We start from the raw sequence: 15320 nt of genomic DNA on the forward strand, positions 1-15320 counted from the left end.
GCAGGTACGGGAGGAGGTGGCGGCGGTATCTTTGATTCTTCCGGTGATGCAGGTACGGGAGGAGGTGGCGGCGGTATCTTTGATTCTTCCGGTGATGCAGGTACGGGAGGAGGTGGCGGCGGTATTATATTAAGTATCCTCATTTTTCTCTGTTCACCTGGTGTAAGATCTTTTACATCGAGAGTAATATAAACGCGATTGACACCTTTCTCCCTTGCAATCCCCACGGATGCACTTTCCCCAAAAATAGCCAGGTATTTCTGAGCATGTCCCCTGCTTTTCCTTACCATATTTACGTAATACTCTGCATTCTCATCGAGCCAAATTTCATTTGGGATATCAAGATTACCGATATCAAAATCCTGACCAAAAATACTCGCTCCCTTTTGTGTCGAAAATTCATCAGAATAAACGTATAATATTATATTTTCATTAATTCTGTTGTCCGGCAGGGTCCCTATTGCATCTACGGAGTCCCGGGGAATTTCCATAAATTCCTCTGCAGTGACATCCCTGTCATTGTAAATAAAATCAACAACTACATCTTTAGTGGAAGATTTCCTTGCATACAAACTACCTTTTTCGCTATTCACATTCATTTCAAACAAATCATTTCCTTCTTGTTTTGTCCGGGTCAATTCAATTGTCATAAAGTCATTTTCATAGAATAACGGATATTCAATTTTCCCCGTTGTAATTCTTTCCGATGGACTCTGTGTAAGCACTGTAGCTTGCCCAAAGCAGATCCACAACAAGAAGGCAAGGGGAAGTATAAGTACCGTTTTCCACATATTTGCCGGTCTACTTAATTTCTTGTTCATCATTTGAATACGTTTTTTGATTAGTGAATAATTAAAATGATTGGCAAATGCAGTAGGGGAAGCATATACACTCGCAGATAATATTGAAAGCTGGTATTTCTTTTTATTCATTCCGGCTTTAAGCACTGCCCGGTCAACAATAAATTCCAGGTTCTCGATCACCAAATGACGATAAATCCATACAAGCGGATTCCACCAAAATACTATGCAAATTAACTGGGCGGTCAACATATCCACGGAGTGCTTCTGATACACGTGAACCTGTTCGTGTTCAATGACCTGACACAGGGTTTCATCACTGTATGCCGGGCTATGCAGTACAATAAAATCAAAAAAACTAAAAGGAGACACCGGTCGTTCAGAATCACACAGAACACCTATGCGTAATTGCTTTTTTCGAGATGATCGAATGATCCGGAAGATTTTCACCATGTCATTTAGGGTGACAACGAGCAATACAATGCCGACCAGCCCAATTACAACAAGTACAGGGCTTTGCCAGTCCCACCGGCTTTCCATGGCAATACCTCCCGATCGTAAGGGCATCTCGGGTACCGATACCATTACCCTGTGCATTATTGTCTGTTCTTCGACTTTAAAATTAATTAACGGCAAAAAGAAAGATAATACCGGAATGGTCAATAGGACCAGCCGCTTAAGGTAATGTAGTGTCTCCTTCCGCAACGCAAAGGCAAAAAACGTCAATAATACGGCGAAGATAATACTGAATTTTACCATGTAGGGAATAAACTCACTCATCATCCTCATTTTCAATCATTCGTAAAATATCTTCAAGATCCTTCTTACTCAGGTGTTCTTTTTCCGCGAAAAAAGTCACCATATTTTTGAATGAACGGTTGAAATAATTGTCAACGATCCCGCTTACAAAATGACGCTTGTAACGGTCTTCACTTACCTGTGGGTAGTAACGATGTGTATTCCCAAAACTTTCATGCCCGATAAATCCCTTGTCCTCCAGTATACGCACAGTAGTGGAGACGGTATTATAATGGGGTTTGGGCTCATCCATTTCCCTGATAATGTCCTTGACGAAAGCGTTTCCCAGGCGCCATAAAATCAGCATAATAGCTTCTTCTTTTGTTGTTAATTTCTCCATGATCGTTACATTTATGCCCCAATATAACTAATTTTTTAGTTGCAAAACTAATCAATTAGTTAATTTAACAACTTATCTCCTAGCCAGACCTTCATTGAGCAGTCAGCTTAAAACATACCAATAATTACAATGCCTCCAATCCACATAAGAACTTCGGTATCGCCCTATTGTATCTTTGAGACCAAAGTGGTATCCTATCTCCGGGTTACACTCTTCCGGGATTCACCCCTACCTACTCAGGCTATTATTCCTTTTCCACATCAAAACGCCATTCCTTTCCATTTACATCTATCAAAGTTATTTGAGGATTATCACCCTTTATCGAATCCAGATCAGGGATTCGTACCTCTCCCCTGCTCCCTAATTCCACCGTCATAGCATAGGGAGTAAATCCTATCTTCGCGGGCCTGAAGTTCTTGATTTCAAGACGCCGCTGTAATTCACCATTTTCAAAAACAACCTCGTTGCCAGAATCATCGCTAATCCGGATACCTACAATAAAATTACCATACACATCGATACCCTCCACACGCGTTATCCCGAAGGTCAAATCATCTCCTTTCAAAGTTGCTTCCGATACCTGTATTTCAGGCATTTTACTCAAATTGTGCAAAGGGCCCCACAATCCCCCATGGTAAATTTGATTCGTTGCCAAGGTTATAAAGAAAGCCAGACCAGCCAATCCGATCGTCACTTTTTTCCCACTTAACATTTTCCACATAAACCTATCAATTCGGTGAAATACATTATTGCTGCGCAAAAAGAGTGAATCTACAGAATAACGCCCCGGCCCCAATATAGCCAGCATCAGTCCTCCGGAAATTCCCAGTACCCCGATCTGCCATTCATCCAGGCAGGTAGATCCCAGCCAACCACTACCCAGCAAAATCCCAAATGCCAGCCCGGAAGCAGCCAAACTCATAAAACGGGACATAAACCCTACCATTAGTGCCAGTCCGACCACCCCTTCAATAATGGTAAAGGCAATCATATTAACCTGCAGAAGATCCGGGTTCTCTACCAGAAATTCTATAATAGGCTTTATCCCCAGAGCATTGGGTAAGAAATAGTTGAATTTTATACCAATCCATCCCGCACTTTCCATATCCAGTTTATCACTGAGGGCTACACGACGCCATAAAGCTGAGAAATAGGTCCATCCTACGATCAAACGAAGGATAATTGAGGCATTCTCTGCCTTTGAATAGTTTATCATATTTTAAATAGTTTTTTTGTTCGTATACCCGGCGAAAGGGATGTCACCAAATCCGGGTATCTTCTACCCGATGGCAGAAGCCATACTGAATTCCATTCCCATCCTGACCGGATAAAAATTATAATTATAACAGGATTACTCACTAACTACCTTACAAAACATACGGGTACCACATGCCAATACATAGTTAGCCGGAAAAATCCCCAAAAACGGGGTTCTAAAAAAAGTATCAGCTTATTGAATCGGGCGGAGGAGTTGTGGGTTCGCCCGGGTTTTCGATAATAATAAAGGAATAATAGGAAGTATCTACTTTGGGAGTCTTGAACTCAAACAACTTCCGAAGAGAATTTAAAAGTCTCTGCTCGACAGGTATGTCAATAGAAATTTGACAAGCTGAAGCAGGAACGGAGTCAAAAGGCCAATTGGTTAAAGGTTGGTCTTGCCTATCAACGGGTACCGACGTCAAAGCCTTTCGCTTACAAATATCCGTTTTGGGAAGCAATGGGCCCGCTACCTGGATAATAATAAAAACCCAGGCAGCACCAATTAATAAAACCGTTGATATTCTTGAAATAGCTTTCACCTCTGCTAATGTATAATACAGAACTCAATAATCGACGTTCTTTAACGCATTGAAAACGCTGATCAACATCATTTAACTATTTATTAAACAGCCTAAACAAATTGGAATTTGATGATCAACTTAAAGAAATAATGAATAACACCGATGATACCGGGGCTACAATACTTATTTTCGCTAAACCGCCAGTTAAATGATAACCAAAGCTATACACTTTTTTTACCACTTAGAACACAGTTCACTTAGAAACACGCAGGAACTTCCTCTCACTCATCCTTGTGCACTCAACGCCTTGGTGTTTCCCTTTTACATCATAGATAGTACGGAAGAAGACATTATTCATTTCTCCACCTTAAAAACCCTAAACAAAAAATACAGTGCCGGAAAAATCAACAGAATCCCTACAATCAATGCAATTAACAATACCTTCATGACTGTTTGCTCCGCTGAAGCATCATGGATAGACAATATTCCCCCACCGTGATAATACAATAAATTGGGCCATTGATTCGCTAACCAACCCAAAACTATGAGAACTACCTGTACCCCTCCCAAAATCCGCAAACTCCAAATTTCCCGGCGATTGATGAAGATCCAAATAAATGGAACAATAGCAGAAGCAATTATAGCACATCCTATGGATATCGAATGATCCAAAAACCGCAAATGGAAATCCAGCCCCTGATAATAGGAACTCACAAAAATTAAACTACCCGTTACCACGGATGCCCAAAACAATCTCTTAATAAATTTTGCAATAAGACCATACCCGTAGTCTGTCTCCACTTCTCCCAGTAAGAAGATCGAAGCTATATAAGCGGACAGCACGCTGACAAATAATCCAATTGAAAAACAAAACGGATTGAACCACGGCGCTACAAAATATTGGTAAAAAGATAGATTTGATAATGAATAGTCTTGTTCAGGGAGCGTTCCTGAAACCAAAGCTCCCAATATAATACCTAAAAATATCGTTGAAAACAGACTTGAATACCTGAATACAACCGAATATATTTGCTGGGAAGAATCCTTCACCGCATCATAGTGCCGGAAAGTAAAGGCCGCCCCGCGGAATATAATACCGATCAAAGCGAGGAATACCGGGATATGCAAAACAATAGACACAGTGCTGTACACCTTTGGAAAACCGTTAAAAAGAATCACAACTGCTATAATCAACCAGATATGATTGGCTTCCCAAACAGGTGCAATAGCTTTGCTTATGGTGGATACACCTTTCTGACCGGTAAAAATTTCGAGGATCCCAGCCCCAAAATCAGCACCCCCAAAAACGACATAAAACAAAACGCTGACTCCTAAGATAAACACTACTAATTCTGTATAGATCATACCCCGTATTTTTTATGTATAGAAGTAATTTGCCTTCGCATCAACCAGATAATCACACTGGTCAGAAAGGTATAAACAACCATAACTGTCAACAGGGAATACTGTATGCCCGGCATGGAAGTCAGGGCATCCTTCGTTTTCATAATACCATAAATAATCCAGGGCTGACGCCCTACTTCAGTGACAATCCAACCCGCCTCAAGGGCTACAAACCCAATCGGCATAGCCAGAACTATCGTCCAAAGCCCCCATTTATAATCAAGAATAGATTTCCCTTTCCAACGTTTCCAAAAATAGACCACACCTATCAACATCATCAACATTCCAAAACCCACCATAATCTGAAAAGCAAAATGGGTAATTGTCACCGGAGGATGCTCCTCCTCGGGAATACGGTCCAGTCCGATCACTTCTTCATTGAAATTTCCATGGGCTAAAAAACTCAATGCCCCCGGTATTTCAATGGCATAGTTCACTTCTTTATTCTCTTCATCGGGAATCCCCCCAATTATCAAACTTGCCTTTTCTTCAGTATGGAAATGCGCCTCCATAGCTGCTAATTTAGCCGGTTGCCTTTCCGCCACACTTTTGGCAGCAATATCCCCAGTAACAGGCATGGCAAAAGCAGCAATGCACCCAAACAATAAGGCAATTTTGGCCGCTTCATAATGAAACCGTATTTTCTTGTTTCTCATTATATAGACTGCATGTATCCCCGCCACTGCAAATCCCGTACTCGCAAAGGCGGCAAAGGTCATATGCAAAGCCTGGGGTATCCACGCTTCATTAAACATTGCATGGACAGGATCTATATTTGAAAATACCCCGTTGGCATACTCAAACCCAGTAGGACTATTCATCCATCCATTCGCAGCTACTACGAAAATACCTGAAAATATACCTGAAACACCCACAACCAAGCCACTGATCCAGTGAATACGAGGGGAAACCCGGTCCCAACCATAAAGAAAAACCCCCAGGGCAATTGCTTCCAAAAAAAATGCTGTTCCTTCCAGGGAAAATGGCATCCCGATTATAGGTCCGGCATGCTCCATAAATTCAGGCCACAATAATCCCAATTCAAAAGACAGAAGTGTACCGGATACAGCTCCAACAGCAAAAAATATGGCCACTCCTTTGGACCACGATTTAGCCAAATCCATATACAATATATCCCCTGTCTTCATCCACTTCCATTCGGCATATGCCATAAAAAATGGCATCGCCATTCCTATGCAAGCAAAGACAATATGCCAACCCAAAGAAAACGCCATTTGTAATCTTGCAGCTAAAAAGTCATCCATAAACACTACCGTTTCTACATGATAAAATTTTGTTCAGACTAAAATACAAATAAATACACAACTAATATTTTACATTTCACCCAATTCATCTATTTAGATTCTGTTTGATCTAATAAAAATATAGCCAAAAATAGTTCTTTAACCATTTCATTTTCGTATCTTGATAGTTTATTTTTAATTGAAAGAAAGTATTTAAATATGGGCGATCAAAAACACCGATGTGGATGGTGTAAAGGAGATAAATTGTACGAAGATTATCACGACAAAGAATGGGGGGTTCCGGTTTTTGATGATGACAAACTCTTTGAATTTTTGATTTTAGAAACCTTCCAGGCAGGATTGAGCTGGATTACTATCCTCAGAAAAAGAGCCAACTTCCAAAAAGCACTGGATGATTTTGCTTATCAGATAATTGCAGGATATGGTGAGAGTAAGATTCAATCCCTTTTAATGGACGAAGGTATCATTCGGAATAAACTTAAAGTTCGAGCTACCGTATCCAATGCCCAGGCATTTATTAATGTTCGCGAAAACTACGGAAGCTTTAGCAATTACATTTGGAGTTTTACTGATGGCAAAACTATCCAAAATAATATTAGCGATTACCGGAAAGCTCCAGCAAAAACACCCCTTTCAGAAATAATTAGTAAAGACCTCAAAAAAAAGGGCTTCAAATTTGTAGGCCCCACAGTAGTATATGCTCACATGCAGGCTACCGGTATGGTAAACGATCATGAAATGTCGTGTTTTAGGTATAATGAATTATTAGAGTTCTGAAACATATATCACTCAAGAGAATTACAAATCTATTCTCTACATCAAAACTTGATTACCGGCGGATATACGACCGGACAATCGGGGCCCATAAATTATACCCGGCCCTGTTCATATGAAGGGAATCAGAAACCCAGATTTCTTTTAATATTTCACCTTCAATATCATACATCACTTGCCCTACATCAATAAAATCAACTCCGGGCGTCCTTGATGCCAACATGGCCAATCCCTGGCTGGCTTTAACAAATTCTTCAGTTAGTTCCCTTCTCGAAGGACTTGGCTTCGGGGACAAAAATGATATATGGGTTCCCGGATGTTTTATTTCAACCATCCGGATAAATGTTTTTACGTCTTTCAAATAGTCCTTTGCTGACATGCCGGAAGCAATATCATTGTCACCTTCGTATACAATTATTTGCTTTGGGGAAAACGGCGTAATTACTTTATCAAAATAAAAAATAACATCAGATAAACGCGAGCCTCCAAACCCATTATTTACAACCTCTTCCGAATTGAAATCAGATTCAAAATCGACCCACCTCGTAAAACTGCTACTCCCCACAAATACCGTATGTACTGCAGACACATCCATATGGGTAGCTTTCTCTTCAATTTTATTTACCGCACTCTCGAATCGCATGACTCGCTTTAATTCTGGATTTTGGTCCTGAGCCATGGCAAAAGAAATAATCCCCAAATAAAAAACGGCAAATTGTAAAAATCTCATTCTATTTTAATTTAAATATTCATTTAATTAAACACTAAGCTAATCGTGAAGCTAAAATACTAATTTATATGAGTCTTTGGAATTTGTTTAAATTCTTTTCCGAAACATCAAATTAAAAGGAAAGAGACATTACGGAGTCAATAAATGACTATCTTTGGCCAAAAGTGGAATACTAAAATGGAATCTAGATTTTTGAAGGAGAACAATCCTTTTTCGACACCTGATTTTTCAGGGAAATACACCCCCCGTAATCTCTACGATCCGGTAAAATATATACTAGATCAACCAGGGAAGAAAATTAGATATCAACTAACTTTACTCGGATGTAAACTCTTTTCTGATAATAACCAAAATGCACTGGATGCCGCTACAGCAATTGAAATATTCCACAACTTCACATTGGTTCATGACGATGTCATGGATAATGCAGATACCAGGCGGGGATTGGATAGCATTCACAAAAAATGGGATATAAACACTGCCATTTTAAGTGGTGATGTGATGCTTATTTTAGCATATGAATACCTGCTAAAGTGTCCGCAGGAATCACTCCAGGCCGTACTTTCCAATTTCAGTAAAACAGGCAGAGAAGTATGTGAAGGTCAGCAATTGGATATGGACTTTGAAAGTCTGCCTTCAGTCCAAATGGATTCATATCTTGAAATGATACGCAAAAAAACAGCAGTGCTTCTTGGATCAGCACTGTATATTGGAGCCAAATGCGGTGGGGCCAGTGAAAAGGATGCCGGACATCTTTATGAATTTGGAGTAGATCTTGGAATCGCTTTCCAAATTCGAGATGATATTTTGGACTGCTACGGAGATAAAAAGAAGGTAGGAAAATTAAAAGGAGGAGATATTTTACAAGGCAAAAAAACAATTTTATATATTAGAGCCTGGAATTGCCTTCCTCCGGAGGATCAGGCTATATTTGAACAACTCTACAATAGTCAATCCGAAACTAAAGTAAATGACGTAATGGAATGGTTTCACAAATGTGATGTTAAGTCATATGCACTTGATATGGAGAAAAAACTTTTTAGAAAAGCAATTAATAGCCTGAAAAAAGTTGAGACCAGCAATGAAAATACCAGGGAATTGTTTGACTTTGCCCATGATTTAATGGATCGGGACCATTAAACCCAAAATCAGAAGTCTTTTCATTAAAGTACCTTGCGAAAAACAAAGGAAATTGGCATATAGAAACTAATTATATACAAAAATATACATTGATCCTGATCTAAAATCGATGGACTTAATGTTACTTAAAAAAACAGTTTCCCATCCCACCAATTCTTTTCAATTACAGCATTATTTTTTTGATAAAATTGTATCGCTGGCTCATTCCAGTCAAGGACTTCCCACTTCATTAATTTGCATTCAGTATCCTTAGCATGATCGACTGTAGCATCAAATAATAATTGACCAATCCCTTTTCCACGGAGTTCTTCCCTCACTACAAAGTCTTCTAAAAACAACATTTTGCCTTTCCAGGTAGAATAAGAATAATAAAATAAAGAAATCCCTACTATACTCTGCTCCACTTCTGCCACAATGAAATCAAAAATCTCATCTTTATAGTTCTCATAATAATCATCCAGGGTAGCGGTTACTTCTTCAGGTGCCTTTTCATACATGGCTAACTCCTGCACAAGATTAAATACGGACTCCAGATCCCTTTGTTCTCCTTTCCGGATATTAACACTCATAAATTACAATTTTCCTGCTTCTCTCCTAATGAAAGTAATTAAATCTACCATTTGGGACTTGCTCATTCGCTCTTCCGTATACTGTGGCATATAGGCTCTTTTACCTGATTTAGGGGGTGTCCCGTAGCGCGCAACCTGGTAAACTGATTGAATATCGTAATCAGCTAAATGTCGGTATAAGTATTTCATAGTCATCTTACTTTCATTCAAAAGAAAATAACTAAAATTATTATCGTAATGACAATATTGACAGGATGCATCAAACAAATGTTCACCCTTAATGGGATCCCCTGTCACATGAATACGCTCTTCCCTTGTACCCGGTGGATCCAGGAAAGTCGCAGGAGATTTTAGAGGATATTTGCTTTTCAACATGGTTAATGCGGAATTGCTTAATTCATTACCTACGCCCGATGCCAATGCATTCTCTACAAGTTCCATCTCTTCACTACTGAGTTCTAAATCTTCCATTTCAATTTCCAACTCCCAAAAATAGGCGACAATAGATTCCACTTCCCATGGTTCCAAGCGACGCCCCTGAGAACATTCTGTCGCGCATAATTGAATAGATTCTCTTAAACTTTCTCGAGCCGGATAGACTAACTGTCCGTACTTCTTGAAATAATCACCGTTGTAATAAGATTCTCTATTTACGACCCCAAAAAATGTGGTACCTGGCAAAAATGGAATATTATTTTCAATAGCAAATTCCAGACGATCCTCCGGGTTCAAATTTGAAATATCAGGATCTTCCCGGACCGAATTGTGACATGCATCGCAAGTAAAGAATTTGCTGATCCTTCGTGTGTCAAAAAAACTACCGGGCTCTTGGGTCGTACCGGTAAAAAACAATTCTTTACCCTTTTGGGCCGAAATCTCTCCTCCCGAAATATCCGGCCGATTAGGATTTGGTTTACCTTCAAGTGTTTCAATTACATCCGCTAATGATGTTTTTCCATCGACAGGAAAAACCCTGGCCTCATCAAAAAATGAGATCGAAAACAAGGAAAGAGAGAGAGTCAAACCGATAAGCCACCGCTTCATTATGTCCTAAATTTTCTAGATATCGTAAATCCCAGTCTAAAGCCTCCTGCCCCCCAATCCGATGTTGAATAAGGAATATAATCAGTTTCCACCATTCCCTTTGAATTAACCAGGTTAATTTGAAAAATATGACCTCCACCAGTCTCCCATTCCAATCCAAACCCTAACGGGAAATAATAATTGTTCTCGGGATTTTTATTTACAGAAATCGGATAGGTAGCTTCTGCTAACAAAGCAAAAGAACGGCTTATTTGCAACCTTCCAGCCACTGTTACCGCAAAAAGGTCCGTTTCAGTATCCATCCGTGCATAATTATGATGAATATAATTTAAGCCTACAGAACCCGAAATTCGCTGGCTAAAACGCTTAGCCGCCACTAATTCAGAATAATAAATAAACCGATGGGCAAATTTTGGAAAATGACTCAAGGAAGAAGGATTATCACTTTTGGGCATAGTTGACATTGTCGCCATACCCATAAATCCTAATGTAGCGGGCCGTTCATCCCCTCGCCGGGCAATCTGCCACAATACATGGGAATTCACCAATTGCCCCAGTGGTCCGGCTCCTTTAGAACGATTTACTCCAATAGTTACATTATTCAAAAGTCCATAGTCAAATCCAATTTGAACATCTGAAGAATTCTCCAGGCCATAGAAAGTTTCCCAGCCACCCCCAGCTCCAGCTATATCTCCAAATCGATGTCCCACTCTAAAATCAAGCACTCGTTTTGGCAATACCTCTGTAGACCAGGAATTAATAATCCTACGATCTTTATAAGCAAATAATTGCCCATCCTGGGAATACAATGAAGCCAAAGAAAGTGCAAAAAAGAACATTAAAATATATTTCATAACCTATTCTATATATCCATTATCTATCCAACATTGAATTAACCGGAATTCCATTTCTGATAATGTATCTTCTTGAGGCATTGTGCCTTTCAAAATAACTTCTTCCTCAATACTTCCGTTTGCAATTTCTGTCTTCATATCCGCATAACTCCTGTAATCACCATATCCACTTGAACCATCATGGCAACCACTACTTGCACATTTGCGGTCTATTAAAAATTTTATCTCTTCATATGATACTTCATCCGTACATTTCTCTCGAGGAGGAACCTTGTCTTTGGTACAAGAAACGAAAATGTATAATACACAAAAAATAAAACAAGCAAATCCTACTTTCATATTTTTCTTATAATACCCGCCCATGCTGATTTCAAACCATTAATTAAACGTCACAATATTAGATAAAGATTTATAAATCCAGAAATTGAAAATCTTAAATAATTAATATAATTTTATATTGGATATCCCCATCACCGGAACCTTTTGAATAATTATCAAATTCATAAGGTCGCATACTTTTAAAAACGACTTCTTTTCACACAAATCTTTGAAAAATAAAACTTCCTGCTTGTCTTTATAAATAATAATCGTATATTTGCGCTCCGTTATAAATAAGTATATTATGCAAAAAGTAAATATAACCGGTACACCTAGAGCAGGGTTAGGCAAAAAACATACCAAACAATTGCGAACTGAAGGGAAAATCCCTTGTGTATTGTATGGTGGAGATAAAAACTTTCATTTCTCTGTTGACCCATTGGATGTAAGGCCATTAATCTTTACGGCTGATTTTAAATTAGCCGAAATTGAAATAGAGGGAGAAACACATACCTGTATTGTAAAAGATTACCAGTTTCATCCTGTTAGTGATGAAATTGAACATCTTGACTTTTTGCTATTAACAGATGGTGTAAAAGTAAAAGTTAATATCCCTTTGCGCTGCGTCGGGAAAGCCCCCGGAGTGAAAGAAGGTGGTAAATTAATTCAAAAAGTACGAGAAGTACTAATTAGGACAACCCCTGAGCATTTGGTAGAGGAACTTACGGTTGATATTTCAGATTTAAACCTGGGAGGTACAAAAAGGATCAGAGACATAGCGGTCAATAACGATGAAGTAAATGTTTTAATTGCACCTAATGTTCCCGTTGCCTCAGTCGTTACACCAAGAGTACTGAAAGCTGCTGCTCCACTTCCTGAAGAAGAACTGGAAGAAGGAGAAACAGAAGAAACGCCTGAAACAGCTGATTCAGAGGCATAATTAAAAAGTTTTTATAAAGATACATTGTAAAAAGGTTGTGATTCATCGCAACCTTTTTCTATTTTAATGCCATGCATAATTCTAACGGGACCCTTAAAGCATCCATAATTCAATACCCAATAGTTTGGCTAGAGAAAGAGCAAAACCTCAATTCCATTGAAAATATTCTCAAAGAAGATTATGAGGATTCCGATATTATAGTACTTCCGGAAATGTTCAATACGGGTTTTCATACTGTTCCGGATGAAATAGCTGAATCAATTTCCGATCCTACTGTGCAATGGATGAAATCAATTTCTTGCCAATATAAAGCTTCCATTTGCGGAAGCATCTGTGTGCAAAATACGGATGGAAATTATACCAATACATTTTTATTTGTTTCCAACGGAAAAATTATACATCGATACGACAAAAAACACTTATTTTCATTTGCCGATGAATCCAGGTTAATGACCCCTGGAAAAAAAAGAGAAAATTTCCTTATCAGGGCAAATTGGAATGTACGTCCCTTTATTTGTTATGATGTTCGGTTTCCCGTATGGTTAAGAAACGATAATAACTACGATCTCCTGTTGGGTGTCTCCAACTTCCCTCATGCGAGGATCACGGCCTGGAAAAGCCTTTGTATTGCACGGGCCATTGAAAATCAATGTTATTTAATGGGTGTAAATGGAATGGGCAGTGATCACAATGGGATTTATTATTCTGGTCATTCTCTTTGCATTGGTCCGGACGGGGAAGTTTTATTAGACACTAAAGAGAAAACCGGTCTTTTCTCCATTGAAATTAATAAGACACATCTCAATCGTTTCAGGGCAAAATATCCATTTTTAAATGACAGGGATGAATTCACAATTTTGGGGAATGAATCGAATTAGTTACTTTTGGAAATCAAATTTCAAATCCATATTAATCACTATTTTTAACAAATTAAAAAATGATAAATTTAATATTATTTGGTCCTCCAGGATCGGGTAAAGGCACTCAAGCCAAAAAATTAGCTGAAAAATACGGCCTTCTTCACATAAGCACAGGTGATCTTTTTCGAAAAGAAATCGGAGAAAAAACAGAACTGGGTAAATTAGCCACCAGCTATATAGAAAAAGGTGAATTGGTTCCCGATGAAGTAACGATAGGAATGCTAAAATCTGCGTTGGACCAGCACGGGTCTTCACATGGTGTAATATATGATGGATTCCCACGTAATGTTGACCAGGCAAAAGCTTTGGATCATTTTCTGGCAGAAAGAGAAGATGAAATCGATATTCTCATTTCCCTTAAAGTAGATGATCAGGAAATCATTGATCGAATAATTCAAAGAGGTAAAGTTTCTGGAAGGGCCGATGACCAAAATAAAGAAATTATCCAAAGTCGGATCAATGTCTATAAAAATGAAACACAACCCGTATATGCATATTATGATGCCCTGGATAAGGCATTGACAGTAAATGGAATAGGGAACATTGATGAAATTTTTGATAGACTTTGTGATGTTATCGACCGTGTAACTACCGAAGAAGTATAGACTGCATGAGTATTCAAAATTTCATTGACTATGTAAAAATATACGCACAAAGTGGTAATGGTGGTGCAGGGTCTGCTCATTTCCGAAGAGAGAAATTTGAACCTAAAGGAGGTCCCGATGGTGGGGACGGTGGTCGCGGAGGACATATCATCCTTCAAGGCAACCAACACAAATGGACCCTGCTTCACTTAAAATATCGCAAGCATATCAAAGCAGGTCATGGAATGGCAGGTGGTGGTAGTAGAAAATCAGGAGCCAGCGGAGAAGATATTATCCTCGAGGTTCCACTCGGGACCATTGCCAAAGACGCAGAAACCGGAGAAGTACTCAATGAAATAACACACCATGAACAAAAAGAAATATTATTAAATGGTGGTCGTGGTGGCTTGGGAAACTCTCACTTCAAATCTTCCACTAATCAGGCACCCCGTTATGCACAACCGGGAGAGACAGGACAAAACCGGGAAATCATTCTGGAATTAAAAATATTGGCTGATGTCGGGCTTGTTGGATTTCCAAATGCTGGGAAATCAACCTTATTATCCGTTATTTCGGCGGCTAAACCCAAAATTGCCAGTTATGCCTTCACTACCCTGACCCCCAACCTGGGAATGGTCTCCTATAGAGATGATCAATCATTCGTGATGGCCGATATTCCGGGAATTATTGAAGGAGCTGGTGAAGGAAAAGGTTTGGGGATTCGTTTTTTAAGGCACATTGAGCGAAATGCTGCTTTACTTTTTTTAGTTCCTGCGGATTCTGATAATATCAATCGCGAATACAATACATTGCTAAACGAACTGGGGAAATATAACGCCGAACTACTTCACAAACCCCGAATCCTGGCAATCTCCAAATCTGACCTTATTGACGAAGAACTAAAGGTCCTCATATCGCAGGAAATTAATATTGATGTTCCATTTTTATTTTTCTCTTCTGCAACGCAACAAGGAATCGGACCATTAAAGGATGAAATCTGGAAGCTAATCAATCTCAACCCCAGCTTAAAAGGGACTGCATTCGAAGAAGAGGAATAAC

General features: G+C 39.1%; 17 protein-coding genes. 6 read left to right on the forward strand and 11 right to left on the reverse strand.

What is annotated here, in order from left to right:
* The 6 genes from LVD47_RS09595 to LVD47_RS09620 form a co-directional block, all read right to left on the reverse strand.
* On the reverse strand, positions 1-1580 hold a 1580-nt coding region (locus LVD47_RS09595), incomplete at its 3' end, for a M56 family metallopeptidase (RefSeq protein ID WP_236975566.1).
* Positions 1573-1938: a BlaI/MecI/CopY family transcriptional regulator gene (locus tag LVD47_RS09600; RefSeq protein WP_236975567.1), complete on the reverse strand. Its 366-nt coding sequence runs from the start codon at positions 1936-1938 to the stop codon at positions 1573-1575. The genes LVD47_RS09595 and LVD47_RS09600, both read right to left, overlap by 8 nt.
* A gap of 244 nt (positions 1939-2182) precedes the next feature.
* Positions 2183-3154, reverse strand: coding sequence for a TQO small subunit DoxD (locus LVD47_RS09605; protein ID WP_236975568.1), 972 nt, complete (start codon positions 3152-3154; stop codon positions 2183-2185).
* A gap of 229 nt (positions 3155-3383) precedes the next feature.
* Positions 3384-3737 (reverse strand): hypothetical protein, encoded by a 354-nt coding sequence (locus tag LVD47_RS09610; protein WP_236975569.1) that lies wholly within the window; start codon positions 3735-3737, stop codon positions 3384-3386.
* 336 nt (positions 3738-4073) lie between these two features.
* Complete coding sequence (locus tag LVD47_RS09615; RefSeq protein ID WP_236975570.1) at positions 4074-5084, reverse strand: cytochrome d ubiquinol oxidase subunit II; 1011 nt, start codon at positions 5082-5084, stop codon at positions 4074-4076.
* Positions 5081-6388 (reverse strand): cytochrome ubiquinol oxidase subunit I, encoded by a 1308-nt coding sequence (locus LVD47_RS09620; RefSeq protein ID WP_236975571.1) that lies wholly within the window; start codon positions 6386-6388, stop codon positions 5081-5083. Before LVD47_RS09620 ends, LVD47_RS09615 begins: the two co-directional genes overlap by 4 nt.
* 198 nt (positions 6389-6586) lie before the next feature.
* On the opposite strand from LVD47_RS09620, the gene LVD47_RS09625 reads away from it, so the two are divergent.
* A complete protein-coding gene (locus LVD47_RS09625) occupies positions 6587-7165 on the forward strand; it encodes a DNA-3-methyladenine glycosylase I (protein ID WP_236975572.1) in 579 nt (192 codons plus the stop codon).
* Positions 7166-7217: 52 nt separating this feature from the next.
* On the opposite strand, the gene LVD47_RS09630 is transcribed toward LVD47_RS09625, so the two are convergent.
* Positions 7218-7892: a GDSL-type esterase/lipase family protein gene (locus LVD47_RS09630; protein WP_236975573.1), complete on the reverse strand. Its 675-nt coding sequence runs from the start codon at positions 7890-7892 to the stop codon at positions 7218-7220.
* Positions 7893-8069: 177 nt separating this feature from the next.
* On the opposite strand from LVD47_RS09630, the gene LVD47_RS09635 reads away from it, so the two are divergent.
* Entirely contained in the window at positions 8070-9032 is a 963-nt protein-coding gene (locus LVD47_RS09635) for a polyprenyl synthetase family protein (RefSeq protein ID WP_236975574.1), read from the forward strand.
* Between the two features lie 125 nt (positions 9033-9157).
* On the opposite strand, the gene LVD47_RS09640 is transcribed toward LVD47_RS09635, so the two are convergent.
* The 4 genes from LVD47_RS09640 to LVD47_RS09655 are packed head-to-tail and all read right to left on the reverse strand — an operon-like array spanning position 9158 to position 11838.
* Positions 9158-9601: a GNAT family N-acetyltransferase gene (locus LVD47_RS09640; RefSeq protein WP_236975575.1), complete on the reverse strand. Its 444-nt coding sequence runs from the start codon at positions 9599-9601 to the stop codon at positions 9158-9160.
* A 3-nt stretch (positions 9602-9604) separates the two neighbouring features.
* Positions 9605-10645 (reverse strand): cytochrome c, encoded by a 1041-nt coding sequence (locus LVD47_RS09645; protein ID WP_236975576.1) that lies wholly within the window; start codon positions 10643-10645, stop codon positions 9605-9607.
* Positions 10645-11499 (reverse strand): DUF5777 family beta-barrel protein, encoded by an 855-nt coding sequence (locus LVD47_RS09650; protein ID WP_236975577.1) that lies wholly within the window; start codon positions 11497-11499, stop codon positions 10645-10647. Before LVD47_RS09650 ends, LVD47_RS09645 begins: the two co-directional genes overlap by 1 nt.
* 3 nt (positions 11500-11502) lie before the next feature.
* On the reverse strand, positions 11503-11838 hold the full coding sequence (locus LVD47_RS09655; protein ID WP_236975578.1) for a hypothetical protein: 336 nt from the start codon (positions 11836-11838) through the stop codon (positions 11503-11505).
* A 283-nt stretch (positions 11839-12121) separates the two neighbouring features.
* Here LVD47_RS09655 and LVD47_RS09660 point away from each other — a divergent pair, with 283 nt between their 5' ends.
* From LVD47_RS09660 to obgE, 4 genes are all read left to right on the forward strand, one after another.
* On the forward strand, positions 12122-12757 hold the full coding sequence (locus tag LVD47_RS09660) for a 50S ribosomal protein L25 (protein ID WP_236975579.1): 636 nt from the start codon (positions 12122-12124) through the stop codon (positions 12755-12757).
* 71 nt (positions 12758-12828) lie between these two features.
* Positions 12829-13635 carry a nitrilase-related carbon-nitrogen hydrolase gene (locus LVD47_RS09665; protein WP_236975580.1) on the forward strand — a complete coding sequence of 269 codons (807 nt, stop codon included), beginning with the start codon at positions 12829-12831 and terminating at the stop codon, positions 13633-13635.
* A 59-nt stretch (positions 13636-13694) separates the two neighbouring features.
* On the forward strand, positions 13695-14282 hold the full coding sequence (locus tag LVD47_RS09670; RefSeq protein WP_236975581.1) for an adenylate kinase: 588 nt from the start codon (positions 13695-13697) through the stop codon (positions 14280-14282).
* Between the two features lie 5 nt (positions 14283-14287).
* Positions 14288-15319, forward strand: a complete 1032-nt coding sequence (gene obgE, locus LVD47_RS09675; protein WP_236975582.1) for a GTPase ObgE — start codon at positions 14288-14290, stop codon at positions 15317-15319.
* The last annotated feature ends 1 nt before the right edge of the window (position 15320 follow it).

The sequence above is a fragment of the Membranihabitans maritimus genome (assembly GCF_021729145.1).
GTDB classification, from domain to species: domain Bacteria; phylum Bacteroidota; class Bacteroidia; order Chitinophagales; family Saprospiraceae; genus Membranihabitans; species Membranihabitans maritimus.

Bases quoted from the DNA above. Each gene is read 5' to 3' on its own strand.
- LVD47_RS09600 (WP_236975567.1), bottom strand. From the start codon at position 1,938: ATGGAGAAATTAACAACAAAAGAAGAAGCTATTATGCTGATTTTATGG.
- LVD47_RS09605 (WP_236975568.1), bottom strand. From the start codon at position 3,154: ATGATAAACTATTCAAAGGCAGAGAATGCCTCAATTATCCTTCGTTTG.
- LVD47_RS09615 (WP_236975570.1), bottom strand. From the start codon at position 5,084: ATGATCTATACAGAATTAGTAGTGTTTATCTTAGGAGTCAGCGTTTTG.
- LVD47_RS09620 (WP_236975571.1), bottom strand. From the start codon at position 6,388: ATGGATGACTTTTTAGCTGCAAGATTACAAATGGCGTTTTCTTTGGGT.
- LVD47_RS09625 (WP_236975572.1), top strand. From the start codon at position 6,587: ATGGGCGATCAAAAACACCGATGTGGATGGTGTAAAGGAGATAAATTG.
- LVD47_RS09630 (WP_236975573.1), bottom strand. From the start codon at position 7,892: ATGAGATTTTTACAATTTGCCGTTTTTTATTTGGGGATTATTTCTTTT.
- LVD47_RS09635 (WP_236975574.1), top strand. From the start codon at position 8,070: ATGGAATCTAGATTTTTGAAGGAGAACAATCCTTTTTCGACACCTGAT.
- LVD47_RS09640 (WP_236975575.1), bottom strand. From the start codon at position 9,601: ATGAGTGTTAATATCCGGAAAGGAGAACAAAGGGATCTGGAGTCCGTA.
- LVD47_RS09645 (WP_236975576.1), bottom strand. From the start codon at position 10,645: ATGAAGCGGTGGCTTATCGGTTTGACTCTCTCTCTTTCCTTGTTTTCG.
- LVD47_RS09650 (WP_236975577.1), bottom strand. From the start codon at position 11,499: ATGAAATATATTTTAATGTTCTTTTTTGCACTTTCTTTGGCTTCATTG.
- LVD47_RS09655 (WP_236975578.1), bottom strand. From the start codon at position 11,838: ATGAAAGTAGGATTTGCTTGTTTTATTTTTTGTGTATTATACATTTTC.
- LVD47_RS09660 (WP_236975579.1), top strand. From the start codon at position 12,122: ATGCAAAAAGTAAATATAACCGGTACACCTAGAGCAGGGTTAGGCAAA.
- LVD47_RS09665 (WP_236975580.1), top strand. From the start codon at position 12,829: ATGCATAATTCTAACGGGACCCTTAAAGCATCCATAATTCAATACCCA.
- LVD47_RS09670 (WP_236975581.1), top strand. From the start codon at position 13,695: ATGATAAATTTAATATTATTTGGTCCTCCAGGATCGGGTAAAGGCACT.
- obgE (WP_236975582.1), top strand. From the start codon at position 14,288: ATGAGTATTCAAAATTTCATTGACTATGTAAAAATATACGCACAAAGT.